The 26,034-nt window shown below is 62.4% G+C and carries 27 protein-coding genes and 1 tRNA gene; 8 read left to right on the top strand and 20 right to left on the bottom strand.

The genetic code is table 11. The annotated features are described in order from the left end of the window. Positions 1–5 precede the first annotated feature (5 nt). Positions 6–878: a YicC/YloC family endoribonuclease gene (locus C8N43_RS02580; RefSeq protein WP_245912883.1), complete on the bottom strand. Its 873-nt coding sequence runs from the start codon at positions 876–878 to the stop codon at positions 6–8. A 221-nt stretch (positions 879–1,099) separates the two neighbouring features. On the opposite strand from C8N43_RS02580, the gene C8N43_RS02575 reads away from it, so the two are divergent. Continuing rightward, the gene (locus C8N43_RS02575; protein ID WP_107844110.1) at positions 1,100–1,837 is read left to right on the top strand and encodes a PAS domain-containing protein; all 738 of its coding nucleotides are present in this window, start codon (positions 1,100–1,102) and stop codon (positions 1,835–1,837) included. Positions 1,838–1,919: 82 nt separating this feature from the next. On the opposite strand, the gene C8N43_RS02570 is transcribed toward C8N43_RS02575, so the two are convergent. Further along, the gene (locus tag C8N43_RS02570; RefSeq protein WP_107844109.1) at positions 1,920–3,290 is read right to left on the bottom strand and encodes a class II 3-deoxy-7-phosphoheptulonate synthase; all 1,371 of its coding nucleotides are present in this window, start codon (positions 3,288–3,290) and stop codon (positions 1,920–1,922) included. Positions 3,291–3,522: 232 nt separating this feature from the next. On the opposite strand from C8N43_RS02570, the gene C8N43_RS02565 reads away from it, so the two are divergent. Next, positions 3,523–4,455, top strand: a complete 933-nt coding sequence (locus tag C8N43_RS02565; protein ID WP_107846208.1) for a GlxA family transcriptional regulator — start codon at positions 3,523–3,525, stop codon at positions 4,453–4,455. Between the two features lie 16 nt (positions 4,456–4,471). On the opposite strand, the gene C8N43_RS02560 is transcribed toward C8N43_RS02565, so the two are convergent. Beyond that, complete coding sequence (locus tag C8N43_RS02560; protein ID WP_107844108.1) at positions 4,472–4,921, bottom strand: DUF4399 domain-containing protein; 450 nt, start codon at positions 4,919–4,921, stop codon at positions 4,472–4,474. A gap of 152 nt (positions 4,922–5,073) precedes the next feature. Between C8N43_RS02560 and C8N43_RS02555 the strand changes: the two genes are divergently transcribed. Next, a complete protein-coding gene (locus C8N43_RS02555) occupies positions 5,074–5,802 on the top strand; it encodes an anti-sigma factor (protein ID WP_107844107.1) in 729 nt (242 codons plus the stop codon). Between the two features lie 299 nt (positions 5,803–6,101). Here the strand turns inward: C8N43_RS02555 and C8N43_RS02550 are convergent, their stop codons facing one another. The 4 genes from C8N43_RS02550 to C8N43_RS02535 form a co-directional block, all read right to left on the bottom strand. Next, positions 6,102–7,310, bottom strand: a complete 1,209-nt coding sequence (locus C8N43_RS02550; RefSeq protein ID WP_107844106.1) for a beta-ketoacyl-[acyl-carrier-protein] synthase family protein — start codon at positions 7,308–7,310, stop codon at positions 6,102–6,104. Positions 7,311–7,315: 5 nt separating this feature from the next. Further along, positions 7,316–7,582 (bottom strand): acyl carrier protein, encoded by a 267-nt coding sequence (locus C8N43_RS02545; protein WP_107844105.1) that lies wholly within the window; start codon positions 7,580–7,582, stop codon positions 7,316–7,318. A gap of 69 nt (positions 7,583–7,651) precedes the next feature. After that, positions 7,652–8,716 (bottom strand): UDP-3-O-(3-hydroxymyristoyl)glucosamine N-acyltransferase, encoded by a 1,065-nt coding sequence (locus C8N43_RS02540; protein WP_107844104.1) that lies wholly within the window; start codon positions 8,714–8,716, stop codon positions 7,652–7,654. An 81-nt stretch (positions 8,717–8,797) separates the two neighbouring features. After that, positions 8,798–10,408, bottom strand: coding sequence for a L,D-transpeptidase family protein (locus C8N43_RS02535; protein WP_107844103.1), 1,611 nt, complete (start codon positions 10,406–10,408; stop codon positions 8,798–8,800). Between the two features lie 326 nt (positions 10,409–10,734). On the opposite strand from C8N43_RS02535, the gene mepK reads away from it, so the two are divergent. After that, positions 10,735–11,304, top strand: coding sequence for a peptidoglycan L,D-endopeptidase MepK (gene mepK, locus C8N43_RS02530; RefSeq protein ID WP_107844102.1), 570 nt, complete (start codon positions 10,735–10,737; stop codon positions 11,302–11,304). A 24-nt stretch (positions 11,305–11,328) separates the two neighbouring features. Here mepK and C8N43_RS02525 read toward each other — a convergent pair. From C8N43_RS02525 to iscR, 12 genes are all read right to left on the bottom strand, one after another. Then, positions 11,329–11,405: transfer RNA gene (locus C8N43_RS02525), tRNA-Arg, on the bottom strand. A 165-nt stretch (positions 11,406–11,570) separates the two neighbouring features. Next, on the bottom strand, positions 11,571–12,791 hold the full coding sequence (locus C8N43_RS02520; protein WP_107844101.1) for a cysteine desulfurase: 1,221 nt from the start codon (positions 12,789–12,791) through the stop codon (positions 11,571–11,573). Continuing rightward, positions 12,784–13,380, bottom strand: coding sequence for a Yip1 family protein (locus C8N43_RS02515; protein ID WP_107844100.1), 597 nt, complete (start codon positions 13,378–13,380; stop codon positions 12,784–12,786). Before C8N43_RS02515 ends, C8N43_RS02520 begins: the two co-directional genes overlap by 8 nt. Beyond that, positions 13,370–13,879 carry a YIP1 family protein gene (locus tag C8N43_RS02510; RefSeq protein WP_107844099.1) on the bottom strand — a complete coding sequence of 170 codons (510 nt, stop codon included), beginning with the start codon at positions 13,877–13,879 and terminating at the stop codon, positions 13,370–13,372. Before C8N43_RS02510 ends, C8N43_RS02515 begins: the two co-directional genes overlap by 11 nt. Before the next feature lie 10 nt (positions 13,880–13,889). Further along, positions 13,890–15,173 (bottom strand): Fe-S cluster assembly protein SufD, encoded by a 1,284-nt coding sequence (sufD, locus tag C8N43_RS02505; RefSeq protein ID WP_107844098.1) that lies wholly within the window; start codon positions 15,171–15,173, stop codon positions 13,890–13,892. 1 nt (position 15,174) lies between these two features. Beyond that, complete coding sequence (sufC, locus tag C8N43_RS02500) at positions 15,175–15,930, bottom strand: Fe-S cluster assembly ATPase SufC (protein ID WP_107844097.1); 756 nt, start codon at positions 15,928–15,930, stop codon at positions 15,175–15,177. Between the two features lie 83 nt (positions 15,931–16,013). After that, entirely contained in the window at positions 16,014–16,529 is a 516-nt protein-coding gene (locus tag C8N43_RS02495) for a hypothetical protein (protein WP_146174146.1), read from the bottom strand. 93 nt (positions 16,530–16,622) lie between these two features. Next, the gene (locus C8N43_RS02490) at positions 16,623–17,237 is read right to left on the bottom strand and encodes a hypothetical protein (protein WP_107844095.1); all 615 of its coding nucleotides are present in this window, start codon (positions 17,235–17,237) and stop codon (positions 16,623–16,625) included. Positions 17,238–17,351: 114 nt separating this feature from the next. Further along, positions 17,352–17,684, bottom strand: a complete 333-nt coding sequence (locus C8N43_RS02485; RefSeq protein ID WP_107844094.1) for a YbjQ family protein — start codon at positions 17,682–17,684, stop codon at positions 17,352–17,354. Continuing rightward, positions 17,681–19,207, bottom strand: a complete 1,527-nt coding sequence (sufB, locus tag C8N43_RS02480) for a Fe-S cluster assembly protein SufB (RefSeq protein ID WP_107844093.1) — start codon at positions 19,205–19,207, stop codon at positions 17,681–17,683. Before sufB ends, C8N43_RS02485 begins: the two co-directional genes overlap by 4 nt. A gap of 17 nt (positions 19,208–19,224) precedes the next feature. Further along, complete coding sequence (locus C8N43_RS02475; protein ID WP_107844092.1) at positions 19,225–20,295, bottom strand: cysteine desulfurase family protein; 1,071 nt, start codon at positions 20,293–20,295, stop codon at positions 19,225–19,227. Continuing rightward, positions 20,295–20,756 carry a Fe-S cluster assembly transcriptional regulator IscR gene (gene iscR, locus C8N43_RS02470; protein ID WP_107844091.1) on the bottom strand — a complete coding sequence of 154 codons (462 nt, stop codon included), beginning with the start codon at positions 20,754–20,756 and terminating at the stop codon, positions 20,295–20,297. The genes C8N43_RS02475 and iscR overlap by 1 nt, the downstream gene beginning before the upstream one ends. A 194-nt stretch (positions 20,757–20,950) precedes the next feature. Between iscR and C8N43_RS02465 the strand changes: the two genes are divergently transcribed. After that, a complete protein-coding gene (locus C8N43_RS02465; RefSeq protein ID WP_107844090.1) occupies positions 20,951–21,607 on the top strand; it encodes an alpha/beta hydrolase in 657 nt (218 codons plus the stop codon). Positions 21,608–21,610: 3 nt separating this feature from the next. Further along, positions 21,611–21,877: a hypothetical protein gene (locus C8N43_RS02460; protein ID WP_107844089.1), complete on the top strand. Its 267-nt coding sequence runs from the start codon at positions 21,611–21,613 to the stop codon at positions 21,875–21,877. 55 nt (positions 21,878–21,932) lie between these two features. Here C8N43_RS02460 and C8N43_RS02455 read toward each other — a convergent pair whose 3' ends face one another. Beyond that, positions 21,933–23,792 carry an acyltransferase family protein gene (locus C8N43_RS02455; protein WP_107846207.1) on the bottom strand — a complete coding sequence of 620 codons (1,860 nt, stop codon included), beginning with the start codon at positions 23,790–23,792 and terminating at the stop codon, positions 21,933–21,935. 137 nt (positions 23,793–23,929) lie between these two features. Here C8N43_RS02455 and C8N43_RS02450 point away from each other — a divergent pair, with 137 nt between their 5' ends. Then, positions 23,930–24,514, top strand: a complete 585-nt coding sequence (locus C8N43_RS02450) for an HD domain-containing protein (protein WP_107844088.1) — start codon at positions 23,930–23,932, stop codon at positions 24,512–24,514. 100 nt (positions 24,515–24,614) lie between these two features. Further along, entirely contained in the window at positions 24,615–25,823 is a 1,209-nt protein-coding gene (locus C8N43_RS02445) for an NADP-dependent isocitrate dehydrogenase (RefSeq protein ID WP_107844087.1), read from the top strand. Positions 25,824–26,034 lie beyond the last annotated feature (211 nt).

Genomic DNA, 26,034 nt, shown 5'->3' with positions numbered 1-26,034 from the left:
GGGGCCTACTCCACGTTTTGAACCTGCTCGCGCATCTGGTCGATCACCGCCTTGAGGTCAAGGCCTGTGCGGGTCAGCTCCGGCGCGCCGGATTTCGAGCACAGCGTGTTCGCCTCGCGGTTAAACTCCTGCATCAGGAAGTCGAGCTTGCGGCCCACGGGGCCGTCGCTGTCCAGAAGCGCCTCGGCGGCGGCGACATGGGCGATCAGGCGGTCGATCTCTTCCGAGACATCCGCTTTGACGGCCAGCATCGCCAGTTCCTGCGCGACCCGATCCGGGTCCGCGCCGTCCACATTGTCCATCACGCGCGCCAGATTGGTCTTCAGGGTCTGCGCCATCTGCGGCTTGCGCGCCTCGGCCTGTGTCGCGGCCTCGCCTGCGAGCCGGGCGATCTGGGCCAGCTGGTCGCGCAGCACGACATCAAGCGCCGCGCCTTCCGAGCGGCGCATGGACGCGAAATCGGCAATCGCGGCATCGAGTGACGCCATGATCGGCTCCACCGGCATCTCGGCGCCCGCGGCGTCGGTGCGGATCACGCCGCGCAGGCCCATGTAGTCCGCCGCCGACGCCTCGATCAGGCGCAGGCCGATATTCTTGGCAATCGTACGCCCGCGGATCGCGGCGCGCACATAGGCCTCGAACACGTCCTCATCGAGCTTGGGCAGGCTGGCGGCGGCCTCTTCCTCGATGCGCAGGGTCAGGCTGATATTGCCGCGGGCGAAGTTTTTGGACAGGCGTGTGCGCACGGCCTGCTCGTGTTCGATCATCCGCTCGGGCAGACGCAGGCGGATATCGAGCCCCTTGGCGTTCACGCCGCGCATCTCGAGCGTCCAGGACAACCCGCGCGATTGGCCGGTGGTGGATGCGAAGGCGGTCATGGAAGAGATCATGGCGAATTAACCTATTAACACTTTAGAAACCCACTTTGGGCCACATTTGTGCCATATTAAGACAACGGTAACGATTTGGGACTCGGCGTAGCAAACCGCCCCCCGGATCACAACCACCACGACACATCGGCGCCGCGGCGTCGGCCATATTCAAGGGGGCGCGGTGCCACGGCTGAGGGGCCACATCCGCATCCCGAAGGGGTAGACAGATGACACATCGCGACGGCCCGTCCTCGGGCGCACGCAAAGATGGCGAACGGGGCGCGGAGATCGTCTCGCTCTGGCAGCATCAGGCCAAGACGGAGCATTCCGCCCTGTCCGAGATGCGCAGCTACTGGGAAAGTCTGCGCGCCGGGCGGCTGGTGCCTTTGCGCTCGGAGATCGATCCGCGCGAGATTTCCGGCGCGCTGGAATTCGGCTTCATCCTGGAGCGTATCCAGCCCGGCGCGGTACGCTTTCGGCTCGCCGGCATGCATCTGTGCGATCTGATGGGCATGGAGGTGCGCGGCATGCCGCTGCGATCCTTCATCTCGCCCACCAGCCGCGCGGCCTTTTCCGCGACGCTTGATCGGGTGTTCACGAAGCCGCAGATCCAGGAGCATTCCATGGTGTCCGAGGACAGCCGCGGTGCCAAGCTCAACGCGCGCCTGCTGATCCTGCCCCTGAAAAGCGACAGCGGTCAGGTCGACCGCGCGATCGGGTGTTTCACGACGGACGGGATTGTGGGGCTTGCGCCGCGCCGCTTCCGGGTGCTTGAGACGCGGGTGACAAACCTGCTGACCGGCGCCGAAACCCGCGAAGATTCGACACCTGAGCGCGACACCTCCGCGCCGCAACCCGTAGCTGGCTTTGCCGAGCCGCAGGAGGATTTCACCCCTGCCCCGACGCAAAAGGCCGAGCGCCCGCAGCTGCGCCTTGTGGTCAGCAATCGAGACGAGATGGTCTGACCCACGCCTCACATCGCGAAGACGAAAAAGGCCGCGCCCCCATTCCGGGACGCGGCCTTTGTTCATGTCACATCCGGCGCGATTAGACGGCGGCGCGCTCCTGCTCGGCGCGGCGGGCCACCAGCTCCTCGGCGACGAGGAAGGCCAGTTCCAGCGATTGCGACGCGTTCAGGCGCGGGTCGCAGGCGGTGTGGTACCTATCCGACAGGTCCTCGTCCGTGACGGCACGGACACCGCCGGTGCACTCGGTCACGTCCTGGCCGGTCATCTCGAAATGCACGCCGCCGGGGATCGTGCCCTCGGACGCATGGACCCCGAAGAACTCGCGCACCTCGCGCATGACGCTGTCGAAGGGCCGGGTCTTGTAGCCGGTGGACGACTTGATTGTGTTGCCGTGCATCGGGTCGCAGGACCAGACGACGTTGGCCCCCTCTTCCTTCACCGCCTTGATCAGGCGCGGCAGGTGCTCGCCCACGGAACCCGCCCCGAAGCGCGCGATCAAGGTCAGACGACCTGCCTCGTTCTCGGGGTTCAGTTTTTCCATCAGGACCTTAAGGTCGTCTGCGGTCGTGGTCGGGCCGCATTTCAGGCCGATGGGGTTCTGCACACCGCGGCAGAACTCCACATGCGCACCGTCGGGCTGGCGCGTGCGGTCGCCGATCCAGATCATATGGCCAGAGCCTGCCAGCGGCAGGCCGGAGGTGCTGTCGATCCGGCACAGCGCCTCTTCATACTCCAGCAGCAGCGCCTCGTGGGAGGTGTAGAAATCCACCGACTGCAGCGTGTGTGCCGTGTCCTGGTTGACGCCCGCAGCCTTCATGAAGTCGAGCGCGGCGGAGATGTTGTGGGCCATGTCGCGGTATTTCGAGGCCTTCTCGCCCTCGGTGAAGCCCAGGGTCCAGGCATGGACCTGATGCACGTCGGCGTAGCCGCCGGTCGAAAACGCGCGCAGCAGGTTCAGCGACGCGGCGGCCTGCGTGTAGGCCTGCAGCATCTTGCCGGGATCGGGGATACGGGCCTCGGGCGTGAAGGCCAGCTCGTTGATGATGTCACCGCGGTAGCTTGGCAGCTCGACGCCATCCTTGACCTCCGTGGGGGCCGAGCGCGGCTTGGCGAACTGGCCCGCCATGCGGCCAATCTTGACCACGGGCACCTTGGCGCCATAGGTCAGCACCATCGCCATCTGCAGCATCACCTTGAACGTGTCGCGGATATTGTCGGCGGAGAATTCCGCGAAGCTTTCGGCGCAATCCCCGCCTTGCAGCAGGAAGCCCTCGCCGCGCGACACGGCAGCCAGCTGGGCCTTCAGCTTGCGTGTCTCGCCTGCAAAAACCAGCGGCGGATACTTGGAAAGCTGCGACTCCACGGCCGCGAGGGCTTGCGTGTCGATATAGTCAGGCATCTGCACGCGAGGTTTGTTGCGCCAGTCCGACTTTTTCCAGGCTTGAGCCATGGTTCTATGCTCCATTCATGATAGCGGTACCAAATCAGGGTTCGGGTATAACCCCAGCACCCGGGGCTTGCCAATGTCGAAAACTCAGCTAAGGGTGGCTTTCGAGGCGTAATATTTTACACTCGACGAAACGACACCTGCCCGAGAGCACCTGGATTGGGAGGTCCGCTGCTTGACCGACGCCTCGCCCCCGGACGCACGCGACAAACCGCGCGGCTATGTCTTTGTTCTGATGGACAACTTCACGATGCTCAGCTTCGCCGGGGCGGTCGATGCGCTCCGGATCGCCAATCGCATGGTGCCGGGCAGCTACAGCTGGGTTCTGGCGGGCGAAGGCGGCGAGACGGCCACCTGCTCGGCCGGGATCAGCTACAAGCTGGACATGGACCTCGAAGAGGTGAGCCGGGACAACACGATCATCCTGTGCGGTGGCACCTCGGTGCAGGACGCGACGACCAAGCGCCTGCTGAACTGGCTGCGCCGCGAGGCCCGCCGTGGCCCGCGCATCGGCGCGCTCTGCACCGCCTCCTACGCGCTGGCGCGGGCGGGCCTGCTTGATGGCAAGCGCGCCACCATCCACTGGGAAAACCAGGACAGCTTTCTGGAGGAATTCGAGGAGGTCGAGCTGACCAAATCGGTCTTCGTCGTGGACGGCAATCGCATGACGACGGCGGGGGGCACCTCGTCGATTGACCTGATGCTCAAGATCATTGCCTCCGATCTGGGGGAAGACGTCGCAAACATGGTCGCGGACCAGCAGATCTACAGCTCGATCCGCACCGATCAGGACCAGCAACGCCTATCGATCCCCACCCGCATCGGGGTGCGCCACCCCAAGCTCAGCCGCGTCATCCAGATGATGGAGCAAAACATCGAAGAGCCGATCAGCCCGTCCCTGCTGGCCAAGGAGGTCGGCATGTCGACCCGGCAGCTGGAGCGGCTGTTCCGCCGCTACCTGAACCGCTCGCCCAAGCGCTACTACATGGAAATCCGGCTGCAAAAGGCGCGCAACCTGCTGATGCAGACCGATATGAGCGTGATCAATGTGGCGCTGGCCTGCGGCTTTGCCTCGCCGTCGCATTTCTCGAAATGCTACCGCGCGCATTACGACACCACCCCCTACCGCGAGCGCGGCAGCCACGCGGCGCGGGCGGCGGAGGCCTGAGCCCCCGCCTGCCGGGCTATTCGGTGACGGTGATCGTGATGACCTCGGTCTCGACCGAGGGCTCGAACGGCACATGGTTGAGATCCGCAAACACGATCTGCAGCGTGTGCTCACCAGCGGGCAGGTCCAGCGTGGTTTCGGTCTGGCCGCCGCCGTAATGGATCAGATTGTCGGAGCCCACGAGCCCATACTCGTATTCCTCCATCCCGTCCTCACCCTGACCGAGCGCGGGGCGGTTGATCAGCAGGTGGTGATGGCCGGTGCCGTCCTTCTCGACACCCGCGGGGGCCACGCCCATGCCCTTGATGCCGAAACGCACGGTCACGGGGGTTTGCACGGTGTCGCCGTCGCTCAGGCCGATGAAATAGGCCTCTGCGCCGTCGACCGGCGCGCGGTCACCGGCAAAGGCCTGTGCGGCCAGGAATACGGCCCCGGCAAGGGTCAGGCTGAGACAAGTCGTTTTCATGATAGGGTCCTCCCGAATGAATGTGGCGTGTGTCGCATCTGTCGCGTTGCGATCTTCACTGGCCTGGAGGTAGCCCAAATTCACCGGATTTAAATGAATTGACGACATAAGCCTCCGAAGCACGGACCGCCGCGCCCGGAAAGCGTCACCGCATGAGCCCAAGCGATACCGACATCAGCGACGAGACCCTGACCGCCTATCTGAACGGCGCGCTGAGCCAGCCGGAGGCGGATATGGTGGCGGATGCGCTGATCGACAGCCCCGCGCTGGCGGCGCGGCTGTCGGCGTTGGAGGTGCCGATCTCCGAGCTGCGCCCGGCGCTCTCGCAGATGCTCGAAGAGATGCCGCCGGGCGTGTTGCCGCCCTCGCATGATCGCTCCACGCAAGGTCGCCGTGGTGGCCTGATCATGGCGGGTTTCGCGTTGCTCTTAGGCCTTGGGATCGGGGCATTTGCGATCCCGCGACCGCCCCCCGGCTGGCACGACGACGTCGCGCGAATTCAGGCACTTTATGTGGCCGATACGCTGAGGGTGACGGACCAGACGCCCGAGGCCACGGCCGATCAACTGGCCCTTGTCGCCGCCCGTCTCGGACGCTCACTCGCCCCCGCAACGGACGTGCCGGGGCTTGCATTCAAGCGCGCGCAAATTATGGGCTTTCGGGGGCAAGCACTGGCGCAGCTGGCCTATCTGGCCGAAGACGAAACGCCGATCGCGCTGTACGTTCTCAAATCCGCCGAGAAAGCGGCGTTGACGACGACGCGGCTGGAGGGGCTGGACGCTGCAAGCTGGTCGGACGGTGCGTACGCTTTTCTGTTGATCGGTGGAACGGATCCCGCACGCATCAAGGCCGCCGCGTTGCATGTGCAAGCGGCGCTATAGGCACGGCGTCATGTCGCCGGGCCTGCCGGCCCGTCGATCCGCTGGGGGCCCTGCCCCCAGACCCCCGCCGTATTTCTGGAACAAAGAAAGGGTGTGTTGGTCAGTCTTGCGGCGTCGTTAAAGCGTGAGATCACCGGAGTTTACCTCCCCGGGCCTCTTTGCATATGCGTCAGGCGGTGGTTTCCCACCTGATCTACACTGGTTTTTGTGCCCCGGATGCCAAGCCGGGACGAATGGGTACCCAAGGCGGCGTTCTAGCGCGGCTGTGTTAAGGATGTCTTGCGGCGGCGCGCGGCAGCCTAGACCTGGCGCAACGCCAGCACCGCATTCATGCCGCCGAAGGCGAAGGCATTGGAGAGTGCCACCTTGACGGAGGCCGCGCGCGCCTCGTTCGGGACCACATCGAGCGCGCATTCCTCGTCCGGCTCGTCGTAGTTGATCGTTGGCGCGACTATGCCGTCCTTCAAGGCCATGATGCAGGCCAAAAGCTCGATTGCGCCGGTGCCGCCAATCACATGGCCGTGCATCGACTTGGTGGACGAGATCATCAGCTTGTCGGCATGGGAGCCGAACACATTCGCCACCGCCGCGCATTCCGTCTTGTCGTTGGCGGCCGTTCCGGTGCCATGGGCATTGATGTAGCCCACGTCGGCCGGGTCGATGCGCGCGTCCTTCATGGCGCCCGCGATGGCGCGCGCGGCACCCTGTTTGGACGGCATGACGATATCGGCGGCGTCTGACGACATGGCGAAGCCGATCACCTCCGCCACGATGTCCGCGCCACGGGCTTTCGCGTGCTCGTATTCCTCGAACACAAAGATCGCCGCGCCCTCGCCCTGCACCATGCCGTTGCGGTTGGCCGAGAACGGGCGACAGACGTCGCGGGTCATCACGCGCAGGCCTTCCCAGGCCTTCACGCCACCAAAGCACAGCATCGATTCCGCGCCGCCGGTGACCATCGCCTTCGTCAGGCCGGACCGAACAAACTGGAACGCCTGCCCCATGGCGTGGTTCGACGAGGCGCAGGCGGTCGCCACTGTGAAGCTGGGGCCGCGCAGGTTGTATTCCATCGACAGGTGCGCCGCGGCGGCGTTGTTCATCAGCTTCGGGACCACGAAGGGGTGCACGCGGTTTTTGCCCTCTTCGTAGACGGCGCGGTAGTTCTCATCCTGGGTGTTCATGCCGCCACCGGCGGTGCCCAGCACCACGCCTGCCTCGTCGGCGAGCTGGCCCACGAAATCGAGCCCGGATTGCGCTATCGCCTCCCGCGCGGCCAGCAGCGAGAACTGTGTGTAGCGGTCGTAGAGCGCGATTTGCTGGCGGTTGAACTCGGCGTGGGGATCGTAGTCGCGCACCTGGCCGCCGATCTGGATCGACAGGCGGTCGACGTCGCGGATGTCGAGCGGGCCGATACCGCAGCGGCCTTCGCGGAACGCCTCGAGCGTGCCCGCCACGTCACGGCCGAGCGCGTTGATCGTGCCCTGCCCGGTGATGACGACGCGTTTCATCGGCTCTAGCCTTTTTGCTCGGCCACGAGTTTCTCGACCGCCTTGACGATGCTGGCGACGCTGGAGATGTCGAACTCGCTCTCGGACGGGTCGTTGGCGTTGAAGGGCACGGAGATGTCAAAGGCTTCTTCGATGGCGAAGATGCTTTCGACCAGCCCGAGGCTGTCGATGCCCAGCTCTTCAAGGGTGGCAGTGTCGGACACGTCCGACGGCTCCAGAACCGCCTGTTCCGCGATGATGTCAATCACTTGATCTCGAACGTTGCCGGACACCGTTGCCCCCAGACCTCAGCCATTCCACTTCACGCCCATGTAAGGACAAACCCGGCGGTTTGCCACAGGCTATTTGTCGCCTTTCGCCGCCGCCATGAAGCGCGGCAGGCGGCGCAGGGCCTTTTGCATTTCGATATGGCTTTCCATCTTCACCGCCGGATAGCCCAGCAGCACCCGCCCCGCGGGCGCGTTGGTGAAGATCTTGCTGGCCCCGCCCGCGATCACGTCATCGCCCACGAAAATGTTGTCATTGACCCCGCATTGGCCCGCCATCACGACCCGATTGCCGATGCGCGACGATCCGGCGATGCCCACCTGACCGCAGAGCAGGCAATCCTCACCCACCTGCACATTGTGGCCGATATGCACAAGGTTATCGAGCTTCGTGCCATTGCCGATAGATGTGTCGCGGATGGTGCCGCGGTCGATGCAACTGTTTGCGCCGATTTCCACGTCATTGCCGATGGTTACGGCCCCAAGTGAATGTATCCGCGTCCAGCTCTGCTGCGCCGCATCGCCCTGATCGCCCAAGGATTTGCGCACATTCTCGACGCCGCTTTTCTCGGGCGTGACAAAGGAGAACCCGTCAGAGCCCACCACACAGCCGGGCTGGGCAATGAAGCGGTCCCCGATGCGCACCCGCGCGCCGATGCGCGCGCCCTGCAGAATCAAGGCCTGCGCGCCGATCTGCGCGCCCTCGGCAATGGAGACATGGGAGGCGATCCGCGCCCCCGGGCCGATCACCACGTCCCGCCCGATGGTCACGAAAGGCGCAATCGCGGCCCCCTCGCCGATCCGGGCGCTCTCGTGGACCACGGCCATCGCATGCACGCCGGGTACGATTTCGGGGCCCGGGTCCATCAGGCTCGTGAGACCGGACATGGCGTAACGCGGGCGCGGCACGAAAATCGCAGCCTCGAGCCCCAGCGACTTCCAATCCGCGCCGTCCCACAGGATCGCGGCCTTGGCATGCCCCTTGGCCAGCCCGTCGCTGTATTTCGGATCCATCGCCAAAGCGAGCTGGGAGGCATCCGCCGCCGCAGGTTCTGAGGCGCCCCGCACCCGCAGCTCTGCATCGCCCTGCACTTGCGCCCCAAGGGCCGCGGCGATCTCGTTGAGCGAAAAATCCGTCATTCCCGTAGCCTCTGTCCGTCCGCAAAAAAGGGCGCGCCGCGGGTCACCGCCGCGCGCCCCCTCAATCTAGGTGCATAACGCCTAGCTTTGAACCGCTCTCAGCGAAACACCTGCATTTTGCAAGGCGCGGAAGATCGTGCGGTCGCGGCCGTAGATGTCGTTGCGGTAATGCGCGCGCCCCTTGGGGTCTACCCAGGCGGTGTAGTAGGCCAGATGCACGGGCAGCGGCTCGCGCAGATCGACCCGGCGCTCGCGGCCGGTGCGCAGGGTGCTTTGGAAGAACCCTTCCGGATCGCTCTCCTGTGCTTTCAGCAGCGCATAGGCGAAGTCGAACGGCTTGTGCACCCGCACACAGCCATGGCTGAACGCCCGCGTCTCGCGCCCGAAAAGCGATTTCGACGGCGTGTCATGCAGGTAGATGTTGTACTTGTTGGGAAACATGAACTTCACCAGACCAAGCGCATTGCCCTTGGAGGGAGGCTGCTTCATCGAGTAGGGAAAAGTCTTCTCGTTATACTGCGCGAAGTTGATCGCGCTGCGGCTTACGGGCTTGCCATTGCGCCCGATGATCTGAAGCTGTCCCGCCGCGTTTCGGTTGCGCTTCATCAGCGGCAGGTATTCCTTGGTCACGATCGAGCGCGGCACGTACCAGCTGGGGTTGATGACCATGAACTCCATCACGTCGGAAAACTCCGGCGTGCGGCGATCCTCGGTGTTCTTGCCCACCACCACGCGGGAGCGGAAGGTCGACTTGCCATTTTGAATGATATCAACGTGGTAGTCAGGGATGTTCACGTAAACATGCTTCTTTTCAAGCGGGCGCGCGTTCCAGCGGTTGCGCTCCATCGCGACCAGCACCTGGCTCAGGCGGTCCTCGACCTGTGCATTCACCTGCGCCAGCGTGGAGGCGCCGGCCACCCCATCGGGCGCCAGCCCGTGTTGCACCTGGAACTTCTGGACCGCCGATTGCAGATTGGCGTCATAGGTTTGCGTGGCCGTCTTGCGCATGTAGCCCATGCGGATCAGCCGGTTTCGCAGTTGCACCACCGCCCCGCCCGACTGGCCGGGCTTGAGCGCCTTGGCCTGCACCGTCTCGCCCCAGCCGCCGCGGGCCAGCAGCTTTTCAAGGCGCAGCTTTTCCTTTTGCAGGCGCACATATTCCGGCTTGCGCGGTGCGAGCTTCTTCAGAAACGCCTGCGGGTTGGATTTCGAGAACGCATCGATCGTCGAGGTCCGGTCGTAGCGCGGCACATCCATCACCAAGCCACGGTCGACGCGGCGCGGGTTCAACACGCCAGATCGCATGTGATCGGCATAATCCAGCAGCCGCTTGGCGGCCTCCACCTCGACCCGACCCCGATCACTGGGCGTGCGGGCCTGCTTCATCATCCCCTTCAGGCCCTCGGCGTCATAGGCGCTGCCCGGCAGGCCATGATCATCGGCCTTGGCCAGCGCCTTGAGCAGCGCGCCCCGGCGGCGGCTGTCGCTCTTGCCCACGAAGATCGGCTTGAAATCCCGTGCGCGGTAAAATGCCGAAAGCGCTTCGTCGCGCGCGGCGGCCTCGGCTATGGCTTGCTTCATCGCGGTGACAGCCGCGTCCGCGCGCCCCGCGAACAGGCCCGGCAGCGCCGCGCTCAAGGCGCCTGCGGCGAGATATTTCACAGTGGTGCGGCGGGTCAGAAAACCGGTCATCGGGAACCTCGAAATTTACTGCTCATCAATTGCGAATGACTAAATTTGAGCATGCCTTCGGAGTCCACGCTCAATTGTGTCTTTTCTGAGGCGCGTGGCGCGCAGGCAACCCCTTGGGCCCGAAATCGCGCGCCCATGGTCTCAAATTTGCATCACCCGGCGTCAATTCGAATTCTGGGCAAATTTTCGCCTATTCGCATCATATTAACGCCCGCTTTGCACTGTGTCCTTGGCGAAAGAATCATTTTGTGGCATAGGACGTGGCATCTGGGGATCAAAAAACAGGCCGGCGTACCGGCTCGGGCAAACGGGACAGGCTTAACCTGATGAGCAAAAGCACATCCGCATTGATCACGCGGCGCGCACTTCTTGGTGCATTCGCCGCGACCACTCTCACGGCAGCACCGGTCTATGCCAACGCGTTCGGCTTTTTGCGCGGCGCGGGCGACGTTCGCCGCATCAAGATGTATTCCGGCCGCACCGGCGAAAAGATCGACATGATCTACTGGATCGAAGGCGAATACATCAAGGAAAGCCTCAAAGAGGTGAACTATTTCATGCGTGACTGGCGCCAAAACAGCGCCTTCAACATGGACACCCGTACCATCGACATCATGTCCGCAGCCCATAACCTGATGGACGTCTCGGAGCCTTACATGCTTCTGTCCGGCTACCGCTCCCCCCAGACCAATCGCATGTTGCGCGCCCGCTCGCGCGGTGTCGCCAAGAACTCCCTGCACATGAAGGGTCAGGCCGCAGATCTGCGTCTGAACTCCCGCTCCGTGGGCCAGATCGCCCGCGCGGCCGCCTCTTGCGCGGCGGGCGGTGTGGGCCGGTATTCCGGCTCCAACTTCGTGCACATGGATTGCGGCACGGTCCGCACCTGGGGCCGCTAAGCGGTCAAAACTTCCAAGGAGATTTGGCGCACCCAAGAGGATTCGAACCTCTGGCCTCTGCCTTCGGAGGGCAGCGCTCTATCCAGCTGAGCTATGGGTGCCTAGACAAGGGCTATACAAGCGCGCAGCCCCTGCCGCAACGCCAAATCTGTCCTTCTTTGTTCCCCAAATACGGAAAGCGCAACACGGCAAGCACCGCCACGCCGGACCAGCCTTATCGCGGTGCAACTGCGCGTATCAGGAACGCGCGGTCGCGCACATTCAGATCACGCGAACAGGTCGTGACAAAGTTCCAACGCGTCAATCAGGACGTCGACCTCCTCGGTCGTGTTGTACATCGCAAAGGACGCGCGGCAGGTTGCGTTCAGCCCCATATGCTCCATCAACGGCTGCGCGCAATGCTGGCCGGCCCGCACCGCGACGCCCTTCTTGTCAAGCACGGTCGAGATGTCGTGCGCATGAGCCGCGCCATCCAGAACGAAGGAAAAGATCGCCCCCTTGCCCGCTGATTTGCCCTGGACCTGCAGCCAGTTCAGCCCGTCGAGCCGCGCCCGCGCATAGTCGCGCAAAGACCGCTCATGGGCCGCGATGTTCTCCATCCCCAGCCCCGTCATGTAGTCCAGCGCCACGCCCATGCCGATGATCTGGACGATCCCGGGCGTGCCCGCCTCAAACTTCATCGGCGCGTCGTTGTAGATCACCTCGTCCTTGTGCACATCGCGGATCATGTCGCCGCCGCCGATGAAGGGCCGCATCTCGGCCATCCGCTCGGACCGCGCATAGATCGCGCCAGAGCCCGACGGGCCGTAAAGCTTGTGCCCGGTCACAGCATAGAAGTCACAGCCCAGATCGCGCACATTGACGGGCATATGCACCGCCGCCTGACTGCCATCGACCAGCACCGGCACGCCCTTGGCCTGCGCCTGCTCGCAGATCGTCTTGATGTCGACCACCGTGCCCAGCACGTTGGACATATGTGTAATTGCGATCAGCTTGGTGCGGGGCGTGATCGCATCGATCACCTTCTGCGGGTCGAGATCGCCATTGGCATCCACATCGACCCAGACAATCTTTACCCCCTGCCGCTCGCGCATGAAATGCCACGGCACGATGTTGGCGTGGTGCTCCATCACCGACAGGATGATCTCGTCGCCCGCCTCCATCCGCGGCATGGCCCAGCCATAGGCCACCATGTTGATGCCCTCGGTCGTGCCGGAGTTGAAGACGATCTCGTCCTCCGACCCCGCCCCCAGAAAGGACGCGACCTTGCCGCGCACGGCCTCGTATTTGTCGGTCGCGAGATTGGACAGGTAATGCAGCCCGCGGTGCACATTGGCATATTCATGGGCGTAGGCCTGCGTCACCGCATCGATGACCACCTGCGGCTTCTGCGCCGAGGCACCGCTGTCGAGATAGACGAGCGGTTTGCCATTCACCTCACGCGCCAGGATCGGGAAGTCGGCCCGCACCGCTTTGACGTCAAACATTGGTCTGTATCTCCAATCCAAACAGCGCGGCAATTAGCCCGAGAAGCAGGCTCAGGCCGAACAAGACACCGATGGCCGAGACGATGGCCCCGGCAAACACCAGCCCCAGCGATTTGAAATCATGCATCACCAGCACGAAATTCAGGAACACGTAGAACACGTATAGCGCCACGAGGTAGCCGATCAGCACCGCCAGCAGCGGCGAGATCACGAACAGCGCCAGCTGGCCCACCTGCACCACCAGCATCACGAATTGCAACCAGACCGTCGCGAGCAAGGCCTTGTCCAGCGTGCCCGCGCCATCGAAGGCGCGGCCGATGTAGTGCGTGGAAAACACCGTTACCACCAGCAAGCCCCAGATCACCAGCGCCAGCACGATGGGCGATTGCGGCAGTGGGCTTTGGCTGTTGACCATCTCGTCGGGCACAAAGGCCAGCGTCAGCTGGCTGCCCAGCACAGACACGATCGACACCAGCATCAACGCAAGCCACAGCGAGCTGCGGTCAATCTGGAACTCCAGCACCCGCGCGGCGGTCTCGCGGGGGCTGCGCAGGGTCTCGAGGACCAGCATCAGGACGTTATTTATCATGGCCTGCGGCCTCCACAGGGGTGCCAAGGGCGATCAACCCGTTCACCCAGACCCAGAAGAAGGCCACGAAGGCCGCAAGGGCAAGGATACTCGCCGCAGGCCCTGTCCCGATCAGCCCCGACAGCGCGCCCTGGATCAACACCAGCGGCGCAGAGGCGAGAAGCCCCCAGAACATCGCCAACCGCGCGTCCGTGACCGTTCCGCCCCAGCCCACCGCCCGCGCGATATAGCCAGACACGGAGGCCACCAGAAAGATCACGATCGGTGCCAGCAAAAGCGTGCCGAAAAACGTGCCCAGGGCCAGCCCGAAGAACGGGGTGTCGCCGCCGCTCAGATGCGCGGTGCGCTGCAATTCCGGCAGCTGCGCCAAAAAGAACAGGATACACGCCCCAAAGAGCCAGCCCAAACCGGTGCCGTCATCCGCACCTGCGTCGCGGAAGGAGCGCGCCACCGCGCGGGGCGCGCGGTAGCTGCGGAATATGGCACTCGCCGTGGACATGGGGGTCTACTTATTTTCGATGGCGCGAAAGCCAACCCTGCAGGCGGCCCAAAAGTGCCTCTGCCAGCGCCTCGTCCTCGATCTCTTCCAGCGCCTCGGCCAGGAAGGCCAGCACCAGTAGGTCCTGCGCCTCGGATTCGGGCACCCCGCGCGAGCGCAGATAAAACAGCGCCTCTTCGTCGATCGCACCCGAGGTCGAACCGTGGGAGCACGCCACATCGTCGGCGTAGATCTCTAACTCCGGCTTGGCCAGGAACTGGCTGTCATCGTCGAGGAGCAGCGACTGGCTGATCTGATAGCCATCGGTCTTCTGCGCGCCCGCTTTCACCAAGATTTTGCCTTGAAAGACACCGGTCGCGCCGTTGCGCAGCACCTTCTTGAACACCTGACGGCTTTCGCAATTCACCGCGTCATGGGTGATGAACACCGTGTCGTCATGGTGGAAATTGCCATCACCCACAGCGGCGCCCGCCACATGGGCGGTCGCGTCGTCGCCGGTCAGCTCGATCACACATTCATTGCGGGTCAGCACACCGTTCACCGTCAGGGTGAACGACTTGAACGTGCTCTCCGTCCCAAGCCGGGTGAAGATATGCGTGGCGGCCCGGCGCTCGTGATCGCGACCTTGGGCGCGCACGTGATGGAAGGCCGCGCCATCGGCGATGTCGACCTCCATGCATTTGTTGAAGCGCGCGGCGGCGGGACCGTTTTCGATCACCGTGATGTCGCCGCCCTCTTCCACCTTGATGCAATGGTGCAGGATCGCGTCAGATTGCGGGTCCTGATGCAGGTAGGACAGGTGCACGGGCTTGGAGACCTTGCCCGTCACCCGGATCAGGATGCCATCGGTGGCGTAGGCCGTGTTCATCACCGCGAGCGGGCGCGCGACGGGCGATTGCCCGCGCGCCTCGAGCACGCCGTAAAGGTCCTTGGCCCAATGGATATCGGTGCCCGCCGCATCGGCGAGACGCGCGATCTCGATATTCTCGAGGCTGAGATCGCTCGACGCCTCTGCATCAAACTCCCCATCCACGAAGACCACGCGCAGCGTTTCCATGTCGGAAAACAGCGGTGTCTCGTCATGCACGAAGACTTCTGCCGCCGGGGCCTCAACCGCCGTCAGCGTCGTGGGATCGGTGTATTTCCAATACTCGTCGCGCTTCTTGGGCAGGCCCATTTCCATGAGCCGTGCCGCCGCATCACCACGCGCGGCCTGCGCCCATGCGCCTTGGCCCAGCGGCAGCTCGCGCAATGTCCCGGCGTCGGTGTTCGCTGTTGCAGATAGCCCTGTCATCTCAGGCCACCTCGGCCAGCAGGTCGGCGTAGCCGTTGTTTTCGACCTCAAGCGCCAGCTCCGGGCCGCCGGATTTGATAATCCGGCCATTGGCCATAATGTGCACCACGTCGGGTTTGATGTGGTCCAGCAGGCGCTGGTAGTGGGTGATCACGAGGAAGGAGCGCCCTTCCGAGCGCAGGGCGTTCACGCCCTCGGCCACAAGCTTCATCGCGTCGACGTCGAGGCCGGAATCGGTCTCGTCGAGGATGCACATCTTCGGCTCCAGCATCGCCATCTGCAGGATTTCGTTGCGCTTTTTCTCGCCGCCGGAGAAGCCCACATTGACCGGGCGCTTGAGCATATCGGCGTCGATCTGCAGCTCCTTGGCCTTGGCGCGGATGAATTTCAGGAAGTCCCCCGCCGACATCTCATCCTCGCCGCGGGCCTTGCGCTGCGCGTTCACTGCGGTGCGCAGGAAAGTCATGTTGCCCACGCCGGGGATTTCGACGGGGTATTGGAACGCCAGGAACAGGCCCGCCGCGGCGCGCTCTTCGGGCTCCATGTCGAGGATATCCTCGCCGTCCAGCGTGGCGGAGCCGTCGGTGACCTCGTAGCCGTCCTTACCGGACAGCACGTAGGACAGGGTCGACTTGCCCGAGCCGTTCGGGCCCATGATCGCATGCACCTGCCCCGCATCCACGGTCAGGTCCACACCTTTGAGGATTTGCTTGTCCTCTTCTTCCAAAGCGACGTGCAGGTTTTTGATCTCTAGCATGGGGTCCTCTTGTCACAGCAAAACGGACGTCGCCGCGCGACGCCCGTTGGATTGAATTGAAAATCGAGTTGTCTTGCGCGCGCCTAGAAGGGCAGCACGTATTCCATGATCCGCGCGGTGCGGAAGTCTGTCGTGTCCAGCACGAAGCGCGTCCAGTCCGGATCGAAGATCAGCGAGAAGGTTTCGGGCCAGATATGTACCAGATTGTGCATCGACGCGACCATCACCGCCACGCCCGCAGCTTGGGCGGACGCCCATTCCGCGCCCTCCATCGAGAACATCTGCTTGAAGCAAAAGCCGATGGCCAGCGCCATGCCGCCATCCGCGACGGTCGCCAGAAACAGATCGGCCTCCGGATCCGCGATGCCCAGCAGATGAAAGCGCGCGAAGCGGCTGAAGAACACTGCCAGCAGCCCTAGCAGGAACGCGCCCACCAAGCTGGCCGGATAGGCCGCGTTTTCCAGGATTGAGCCATTGAGATTGATGTCGTCCGAGCGCCTGCGCGGCGCGGGCTGCATTTCCGCCTGCGTTTGCTGCTGCGGGGCCTCTTGCTGCATGCCAAGGCGCGCGAGCCGGGCCTGAAAGTCGTCCTGAGCCATATCCACCATGCTCCACTATCCAATGTGGAGCCAAGGCTGCCGCCCCATCAGGGCAGGAATTGGACAGGTTTTGGGTCTTGTCTTGGCGGCGGCTCAGCCGCTGGGCAGGCCCAGATCGACCGGCAGCGACACGCCTTCCGGCAGGCTCAGCCCGGTCGGCAATGCGAAGCCCGCGGGCATCACCGCGTTGATCTGCGCCGACTGCGCGATCGCCTTGAATTTGAGCGCATCCGCGTGCTCCGGCGAATACATCTGCGACCACAGCACCGGCGCGGTCTGCGCCATGTGCGGCTCTGCGTAATGCGTGGCGAAAAAGCCCAGCACCATCGCGCCGACCAGCCACATCGAGCGGAAGCCCGAGATATAAAGAAGCAGCATCGCCAGAAGGCCGGACATGCCGACGGGGCCCAACGCCTCGACCAGCGGACGGTATTGATCGAATTCCGAGGGCACCGAATTGGTCGCATGAAACGCGCCAAGGCTTCCGCCGAAGAACGACACGACCCCAAGCAGCGCAGCGATCAGCACCCGCTTGACCGGCAGGCGTTTCTTGACCGGCACACCCATCGTGGCGGGTGTCGGTGCGCGGCCCTTCTCCTGCCGCTTGCGGATGGTGTTCAGGTCGCCATTGCCCAAAAGCCCCTCGGCCACGAAGCCCTGCCCCGAATTGATCCGCGCCAAGCGCTCCTCGAATGCCGTATCCGCCATCGCCAATACCCGTCCCTGCGTGTGTTTCCACGACAGGAGCTACCGACCCTATAGGGCGGCAATGTGACGAGATACTGGAGTTATTGCGCATGGTTTTGCTCAATTTCGCCGGAATTACCGGACAGTCCCATCGGGGGTGACGCTGACGGCCGTGCCGGAGGCCGAGACCATCAGCATCGACTGGCCGACCACTTCATAGTCCAGATCGACGCCCACGACCGCATCGGCCCCAAACTCGCGCGCGCGGTCTTTCAGCTCGCTGATCGCCGTGTCGCGGGCGTCCTGCAGCTTGGCCTCATACATGCCTGAGCGGCCACCGACGATGTCGGTGACCTGCGCGAAGAGATCGCGCACGATGTTGGCCCCCATGATCGCCTCGCCCACCACGATGCCGTGGTAGGCCGTGACCTTGTGGCCTTCGATATTGTTCGTCGTGGTGACGATCATCCCACCGAGCCTTCCAGGGAGATCGCTACCAGCTGTTGGGCTTCCATGGCGAATTCCATCGGCAGGGCCTGCAGGACTTCCTTGCAGAAACCGTTGACTACAAGCGCCACGGCCTCTTCCTCGTCCATGCCGCGCTGGCGGCAGTAGAAGAGCTGGTCGTCATCGACCTTGGAGGTCGTTGCCTCGTGCTCCACCCGGCTCGAGTTGTTCTTCACCTCGATATACGGCACCGTGTGCGCCCCGCATTTGTCGCCAATCAGCAAGCTGTCGCATTGGGTGTAGTTGCGCGAATTCTTGGCCTTCGGGTGCATCGAGACGAGCCCGCGATAGGTGTTCTGCGCCTTGCCCGCCGAGATGCCTTTCGACACGATCCGCGACTTGGTGTTCTTGCCCAAGTGGATCATCTTCGTGCCGGTGTCGGCCTGCTGCATGTTGTTGGCAATCGCGATCGAGTAGAACTCGCCTTGGCTTTCCTCGCCGCGCAGGATGCAGGACGGGTATTTCCAGGTCACGGCGGAGCCGGTCTCGACCTGGGTCCACATCACCTTGGAGCGGTCACCGCGGCAATCGGCACGTTTGGTGACGAAGTTGTAGATGCCGCCCTTGCCGTTCTCGTCGCCCGGATACCAGTTCTGTACGGTCGAATACTTGATCTCGGCATCGTCGAGCAGCACCAGCTCCACCACCGCCGCGTGCAGCTGGTTAGTGTCGCGCATCGGCGCGGTGCAGCCTTCAAGGTAGCTGACGTAGCTCTCTTTGTCGGCGATGATCAGGGTGCGCTCAAACTGGCCGGTGTTTTCCGCGTTGATGCGGAAATAGGTCGACAGCTCCATCGGGCAGCGCACGCCCGGCGGCACGTAGACAAACGAGCCGTCCGAGAAGACGGCCGAGTTCAGCGTCGCGAAGTAGTTGTCCGATTGCGGCACCACGGAGCCGAGGTACTTCTTCACCAGCTCGGGATGCTCACGGATCGCCTCCGAGATCGAGCAGAAGATGACGCCCGCCTTCTTCAGCTCCGCCTGGAAAGTCGTGCCTACGGACACGGAGTCAAACACCGCATCCACCGCGACCTTGCGCGGCGCGTCGGTCAGATCTTCGGCGCCTTCGACGCCCGCCAGGATCATCTGTTCCTTCAGCGGGATGCCCAGCTTCTTGTAGGTTTCCAGCAGCTTCGGGTCGACATCATCGAGCGATTTTGGCTTCTCCGCCATGCTCTTGGGCGACGCGTAGTAATACTGATCCTGATAGTCGATCTTGGGGTAGTCGACCATCGCCCACTCCGGCTCGGTCATCTTTTCCCAGCGGCGGAAGGCTTCCAGCCGCCACTCGGTCATCCACTCGGGCTCTTCGTTCTTGGCGGAAATCAGCCGTACGATGTCCTCGTTCACGCCCTTGGGCGCGTAGTCCATCTCGATCTCGGTTTCCCAGCCGTACTTGTACTTGCCGCCAACTTCGCGCACCGCATCCACGGTGTCCTGATCCACGCCCTCTTTGACGTTGTCGACCACATCCTCTAGCGCCATCGGCTCTCTCCTCACTGTCACGCCGCGCGGGCGTGAAATTTCTGTTCTGCCGCCAGCCACGCATCCGCGAAGCGCAGCACCTGTTCTTCCGTCGTCTCCGGCCCCAGGGACACCCGCAGGGTGCTCGAGGCCGTGAGCGCGTCATATCCCATGGCCGTGACCACGCGGCTGGCCTTGACCTTGCCGCTGGAGCACGCCGACCCCGCCGAGACGGCAAACCCCGCAAGGTCCATCGCCATCACCTGCGTCTCGCCTTTCCAGCCGGGGGTGGCGAAGCACGAGGTGTTGGGCAGGCGTTCAGACCCTTTCCCGACAAAAATAGTATTCTTTGCGCGGGCCTCAATGGCCTTTTCTAGAATATTTCTAAGTTCCGCAACCCGATCCCAGACCCCATCGGCCAAATCTTGTGCCGCAGCCGCCGCTGCGGCCCCAAATCCGGCGATGCCGATCACGTTCTCCGTGCCCGAGCGGCGGCCCATCTCTTGCCCGCCACCCTTGATCTGGGCCCGAACATCCGTGCCTTGTTTGATCACCAGCGCGCCGACGCCTTTTGGCCCGCCGATCTTGTGCGCGGAGATGATCGCCCGCTGCGCTTGGGTCCACGAAAACGCGCACGGAATTTTGCCAAACGCCTGCGTCATGTCCGAAAAGCCCAGACCGTGGGGCAGGTTCTGGATCACGCCTGTCTCGCTATTGGCCAATTGCAGCGCGACAGTGTCGACGCGCTCGCTCACCTCCACCCTCCCGTTCCTGTCCGTGGCCAGCGTGTGCATGCAATTGCCGATCACCGCATCATGCTCAATCTCGGCGCATTCGAAAAACGCCGGGCTGTCATGGATCATCGGCCCTCCATAGAGACCAAGATCCGCCGCCTCAGTGGCCGATGAGGTGAAGATGATATCCGCCCCCGACGCCCCAAACGCGTCCGAGATCTGCGCGCGAGCCCGCTCAATCAGCCCTTTTGCCGCGCGCCCCTCGGCATGGACCGAGGACGGGTTGCCCACCACATCCATCGCCGCGATCATCGCGTCCCGCGCCACCGTGCGCAAAGGCGCCGTGGCGTTGTAATCCAGATAGACCCGCGCCATCAGGACTCGTCCACCACGGTAAAGAGGGTCGGCACTGCCGGGCACGGGGTCAACTCGTTGCCTACGACATCCGAAAGCCGGGTCTGATGCAAAAACACGTAGACATGGGCGCTCAGGCTTTCCCACAGCCGGTTGGTCATGCTCTGCGCTTTTGATCCCGACAGCGCGCCTGACGCGCCCGCGCCGGTGTGCATGGCCGATACCGTCTCGTCCACGGCCTCGAGCACCTCGGACACCCGGATCGCCTCTGGCGGGCGGGCCAGCTTGTAGCCCCCACCGGGGCCGCGCACGGACTCTACCAGCCCCGCGCGGCGCAGCTTGACGAAGAGCTGCTCGAGATAGGGCAGCGAGACGTCCTGACGTTTGGAAATCTCGCCAAGAGAGACCAGCCCGCCCGACTGGTTCTGGGCGAGGTCCGCCAAGGCGACCATGGCGTAGCGGCCCTTGGTGCTCAGTTTCATGGGCAATTCCCCCGAATTGCAGCCGGTAAACAGGCTGTTTCAGCCGATTAACATTGACGCTGTAAGGCGCAGACCTTAATTCAGCTTGACTTGCGGGCGAGCGATCGCCTCGCAACTTAGAATTGTTCTAGGTTACCCGAGCAAAGGCGTCAAGAATTGTCGTCGCTCCAAGAAAATGAGGGACCACACCGCCCATGCCCGAAGTGATTTTTCCCGGACCAGAAGGCCGCCTCGAGGGCCGTTACCATCCGCACAAAGGCATGCGCGACGCCCCCATCGCGATCATCCTGCACCCGCACCCGCAATTCGGCGGCACGATGAACAACCGGGTCGTCTACAATCTGCATTACACATTCCATAACATGGGCTTCAACGTGCTGCGGTTCAACTTCCGCGGCGTGGGCCGCAGTCAGGGCGAATACGATCAGGGCATCGGCGAGCTCAGCGACGCGGCCTCGGCGCTGGATTACCTTCAGTCGATGAACCAGAACGCCAAGCATTGCTGGGTCGCAGGCTTCTCCTTTGGCGCGTGGATCGGGATGCAGCTGTTGATGCGCCGCCCCGAGATCACCGGCTTCATCTCCGTCTCGCCGCCTGCGAACATGTATGACTTCTCCTTCCTTGCCCCCTGCCCGTCCTCGGGCCTGATCATCAACGGTCTGGGCGACCGCGTGGCGCCGCCCCAGGACACCGTGACGCTGGTCAACAAGCTGCACGAACAAAAAGGCATCACCATCACCCACCAAGAGGTCGAGGGCGCGGGCCACTTCTTCGAGAACGACCATATGGACACGCTCACCGGGTCCGTGGAAGAATATGTGCAACGCCGCCTGACAGAGAAGACGCGCTAAGCCATGGGTATCACCGACGACATTGCCGACAAGCTTGCCATCGCCGCCATCAAGGCGGAGGCCGAACTGGACGATGTGGGCCTGATCAACCAGGTGGCCCAGCTGATCGGCGCGTCCTCACAGACAACGCAGGAGGCCTTCCTGACCTCCGTGCGCGTCCGCAAGGCCGAGGCCCGCGCGTTGCAGTTCCTGGAAGATAAGCTCGCCGGTAAGAGCGTGGAAAGCGACCTCCCCAACACCGGCGACCTGATCGAGACGACGGATCACTAGGCGCTGCGCTCAGCCGTTCTACGACGACACCACTGAAACGTTGGTCTTGGCTCTATTATTCAACCAATTTCGGCGAAAGAATTTCGTCGGCAATGTAACGTGAACCCGCTTGCGTCAGATGCCCGTAATCCCAAACCAGTGGAACCGGTTCGCCCGCGTCGCCCACAACGGCAAGGCATTCCTGTCCTTCGCATAACGCATCAATCAATGACACGAATTCCACACCGTATTGGGTTGCAAGGTTTCGCAGAAACGCGTCGGCCAATGCGGTATCGTGTATGTCGGAATAGAGTAGCCGTTCGTCCTCGGTCTGCGCGCGGGCGCGCACAAGCGCTGCTGGCAGACTCGGCGACCATGTCGGCACGCCCCCCACCAACAGGATATTTGACGCCGGAGCGGTTCTTTGGATTTCGGCGATTGTCGCCTCAAGCCTGAACAGCTCTTTTCCAACGTGGGACCCCCAATGGGCGTGCAGAATGATCTGTTCTGGCTTAAGCCTTTCCAGCTCCGCAAAGTAGTGTTCCAGAATCTGACTGCAATTGGGTTGGGACAGACTCGAGTAGCCTATCAACGGCGGACACCCATGCGCTGTTAGCTGTCCTGTATCGAAAACTTCTCTAAGCCCCACGGACAAGGCCGCAGCGTGGGAATCGCCCACAATGAACATCTGGTTTTCGGCGCTGACACAAAAATCCCTAAATTCGGATGGCACTTGTGCGGTTTCGAGAAAGCAATCGCCTTCCCGGTATAGGCCGGCACTGTCGTAGTCCGAATATGCCAAAAGCTGCCGTTGTGCTGGGGAAAACCCATCTCCGATCGGACTGCCATTGCTCACATGGCCCGTCAGACCCAAAGCCAGAAATACAAACCCGCACGCACCGGACATCGAAAAAATGGCGCGGTGGCTGATTTCGGGCGATCTGAATGGCGTTTCGACAAATCGCCAAGTGAAATACGCAAGCCCGAAGGTCGCGACCGTCAAGGCGCTCATGAGCGACGCCGCGGGCTCTCCGGAGTTTTGTAATCTGGCAAACGCAAACAACGGTTGGTGCCACAGATAGAGGCTGTAGCTAATGAGGCCAATGCCAACGCATATCGGGCGCGACAAAAGGAATGTGGCCCAGGTGTCCTCCCTTGCGAACAGAATGACGAGGGCGCATCCGACCACCGGCAACAAAGTATAGAGAGATGGGAATGGCGTGCTGTGATCGTATATGAAGACTGAGGCGACGATCATAAGAAGCCCTAGGACGGACAGCCAGTTCATCCATCTGCGTCTGAGCATTTCAGGCGCAAACGCACAAAGCGCACCAACCAGAAGTTCCCACGCCCGCGTGGGGGCAAGATAGAAGTTGGCACTGGGCGAGCTGCGCCATGCCCACTCGCTCGCCGCAAGGCTCATAAGCGCAAGAAGGCAAATGGAAAGGATGACCTTTGAGCGTCCAAACTTCCAAAAGAAATACAAGAAGACCGGAAATACCAAGTAATATTGCTCTTCGACCGCAAGGCTCCATGTATGAAGCAGCGGTTTGAGCTCTGCCGCTGGAGCGAAGTAGTCGCTTTCAATCCAAAACAGGAAGTTTGATGAAAAGAGCGTAACTGCAATCAGACTTTGGGAGAAATCCTTGAACTCCGTCGGAAGCATAATGACCCATGCCGCCGGAACACAAAGGAGCATCACGAAAAAGAGTGCAGGCAAGATCCGTTTGGCACGTCGGGCATAAAACCGCACGATCGAGAAAGTATCGCGCTCCAATTCCGAAATGAGGATCCCGGCAATCAGGTAGCCGGAGATGACAAAGAATACATCAACGCCAACGTACCCGCCGCTAAACAGACCTACCCCGGCATGAAAGAGGATCACTGGAACGACGGCAACTGCTCTCAAGCCATCGACTTCTGGTCTGTACTTCACACTCGTAGAATCCAACCGTTTTACCACCCTCGGCTGTATACTAATCTCGTCAATCGAATGGTATCTTTATCGGAACGGCCAATGGAAAGCGGCCAGACTCCCTATTCCTGCATGACCGAGTGTGTCAAACCTTCGCCATGACCAATCGCCTTTCCGCCCAGATGGCCTTCCTCGTTGAGGCCGACCGCCTGAAGACCGTCCTCCGCGGCACCACGCTCAACGACGGCTCGCGGCGCGAAAACTCGGGCGAGCACAGCTGGCACATTGCCCTTTACGCCATGGTGCTGGCGGAACATTCCACCAGGCCTATCAATATCGACCGGGTGATCAAAATGCTGCTGATCCACGACCTGGTAGAGATCGACGCGGGCGACAATCCGATCCATGGCGATCACGACCCCGCCGAGATGGAAACGATCGAGCAAGCCGCCGCCGACCGCCTATTTGGCCTGTTGCCGACCGAGCAAGCGCGCGACTTTCGCGCGCTTTGGGACGAGTTCGAGGCCGCCGAGACCGATGACGCCGTCTTCGCCAAGTCCATCGACCGGGTCCAGCCGGTCGTGGCCAACCTCGAAAGCGGTGGCGGCACGTGGCCCGCATATAACGTCACGCAGCAGCAGCTGGAGACCCGCGTGGGCGTCAAGGTCCGCCGCGGCGCCCCTGCCCTTTGGGATCACCTGAGCGGAAGGATCGCGGATTGGTTCAAATCCAACGCAATCTGATGGCGACAATTCCGTATACAATAGCATACCGCCTTCACAGAAGGCCGCGCCTGCGCTATGACGCAGCGCAACAGTTCCCCTTATGCGCCGGAGAGACCCCATGAGCAAAATCAAGGTAGAGAACCCCGTCGTCGAGCTCGACGGCGACGAGATGACCCGCATCATCTGGCAGTTCATCAAGGACAAGCTGATCCTGCCCTATCTCGACATCGACCTGAAATACTACGACCTGGGGATCGAGGCGCGCGACGAGACCGACGACCAGATCACCATCGACGCGGCCGAGGCGATCAAGAAATACGGCGTCGGCGTCAAATGCGCGACAATCACGCCCGACGAGGCCCGGGTCGAGGAGTTTGGCCTGAAGAAAATGTGGCGCTCGCCCAATGGCACGATCCGCAACATCCTGGGCGGCGTGGTGTTCCGCCAGCCGATCATCTGCAAGAACGTGCCGCGACTGGTGCCGGGCTGGACCCAGCCCATCGTCATCGGTCGCCACGCCTTTGGCGACCAGTACAAAGCCACGGACATGAAATTCCCCGGGCCGGGCAAGCTGACGATGAAGTTCGTGGGCGAAGACGGCACCGTGGACGAGCGCGAGGTGTTCGACGCCCCGGCGTCGGGCGTCTTCATGGGCATGTACAACCTCGACGCGTCGATCATCGACTTCGCGCGGGCCTCGCTGAATTACGGCCTGAACATCGGCTGGCCGGTCTACCTGTCCACCAAGAACACGATCCTCAAGCAATATGACGGCCGGTTCCTGGAGCTGTTTCAGCAGGTCTACGAGGAAGAGTTCGAAGAGAAGTTCAGGGCCAAGGGCATCTACTACGAGCACCGCCTGATCGACGATATGGTCGCCTGCGCGATGAAGTGGAACGGCGGCTTCGTGTGGGCGTGCAAAAACTACGATGGTGACGTGCAGTCCGATACCGTGGCCCAAGGGTTCGGCTCGCTGGGTCTGATGACCTCGCAGCTGATGACGCCCGACGGCAAGATCGTCGAGGCCGAGGCGGCCCACGGCACCGTCACCCGCCACTACCGCCAGCATCAGAAGGGCGAGGCGACGTCCACCAACTCCATCGCGTCGATCTTTGCGTGGACCGGCGGCCTGCGGCACCGCGCCAAGCTCGACAGCAACGCGCAGCTGATGACCTTTGCCGATACGCTGGAGAAGGTGATCGTCGACACGGTGGAAAGCGGTTTCATGACCAAGGACCTCGCCCTGCTGGTCGGCCCCGACCAGAAATGGATGACGACCGAGGGCTTCTTGCAGAAGATCGACGAAAACCTAAACGCGGCGATGTAAGCGGTGCTTATGGGAAAAGGAAAAGCCCCCGACACGCGGGGGCTTTTTTTATGCTTCGGGAATGGCGGCTTTGCGGACAAAGCGGGCTTTCGCTGCGACTGCGCCAACGGCTGCTTTTGTATTTGATCGAGAACGCATAGGCTAAATTATGTTAATAATTCTGGCTCAGGAGGTTTTTTTTTGCATTGCAGACCTTAAAACCGCCAAATTG

Origin of the sequence: Litoreibacter ponti (assembly GCF_003054285.1) — a bacterium.
In the GTDB taxonomy this organism is placed as follows: domain Bacteria; phylum Pseudomonadota; class Alphaproteobacteria; order Rhodobacterales; family Rhodobacteraceae; genus Litoreibacter; species Litoreibacter ponti.
Note: the sequence above shows the minus strand (reverse complement) of the source record. Positions and strands in the feature narration are given on the sequence as shown.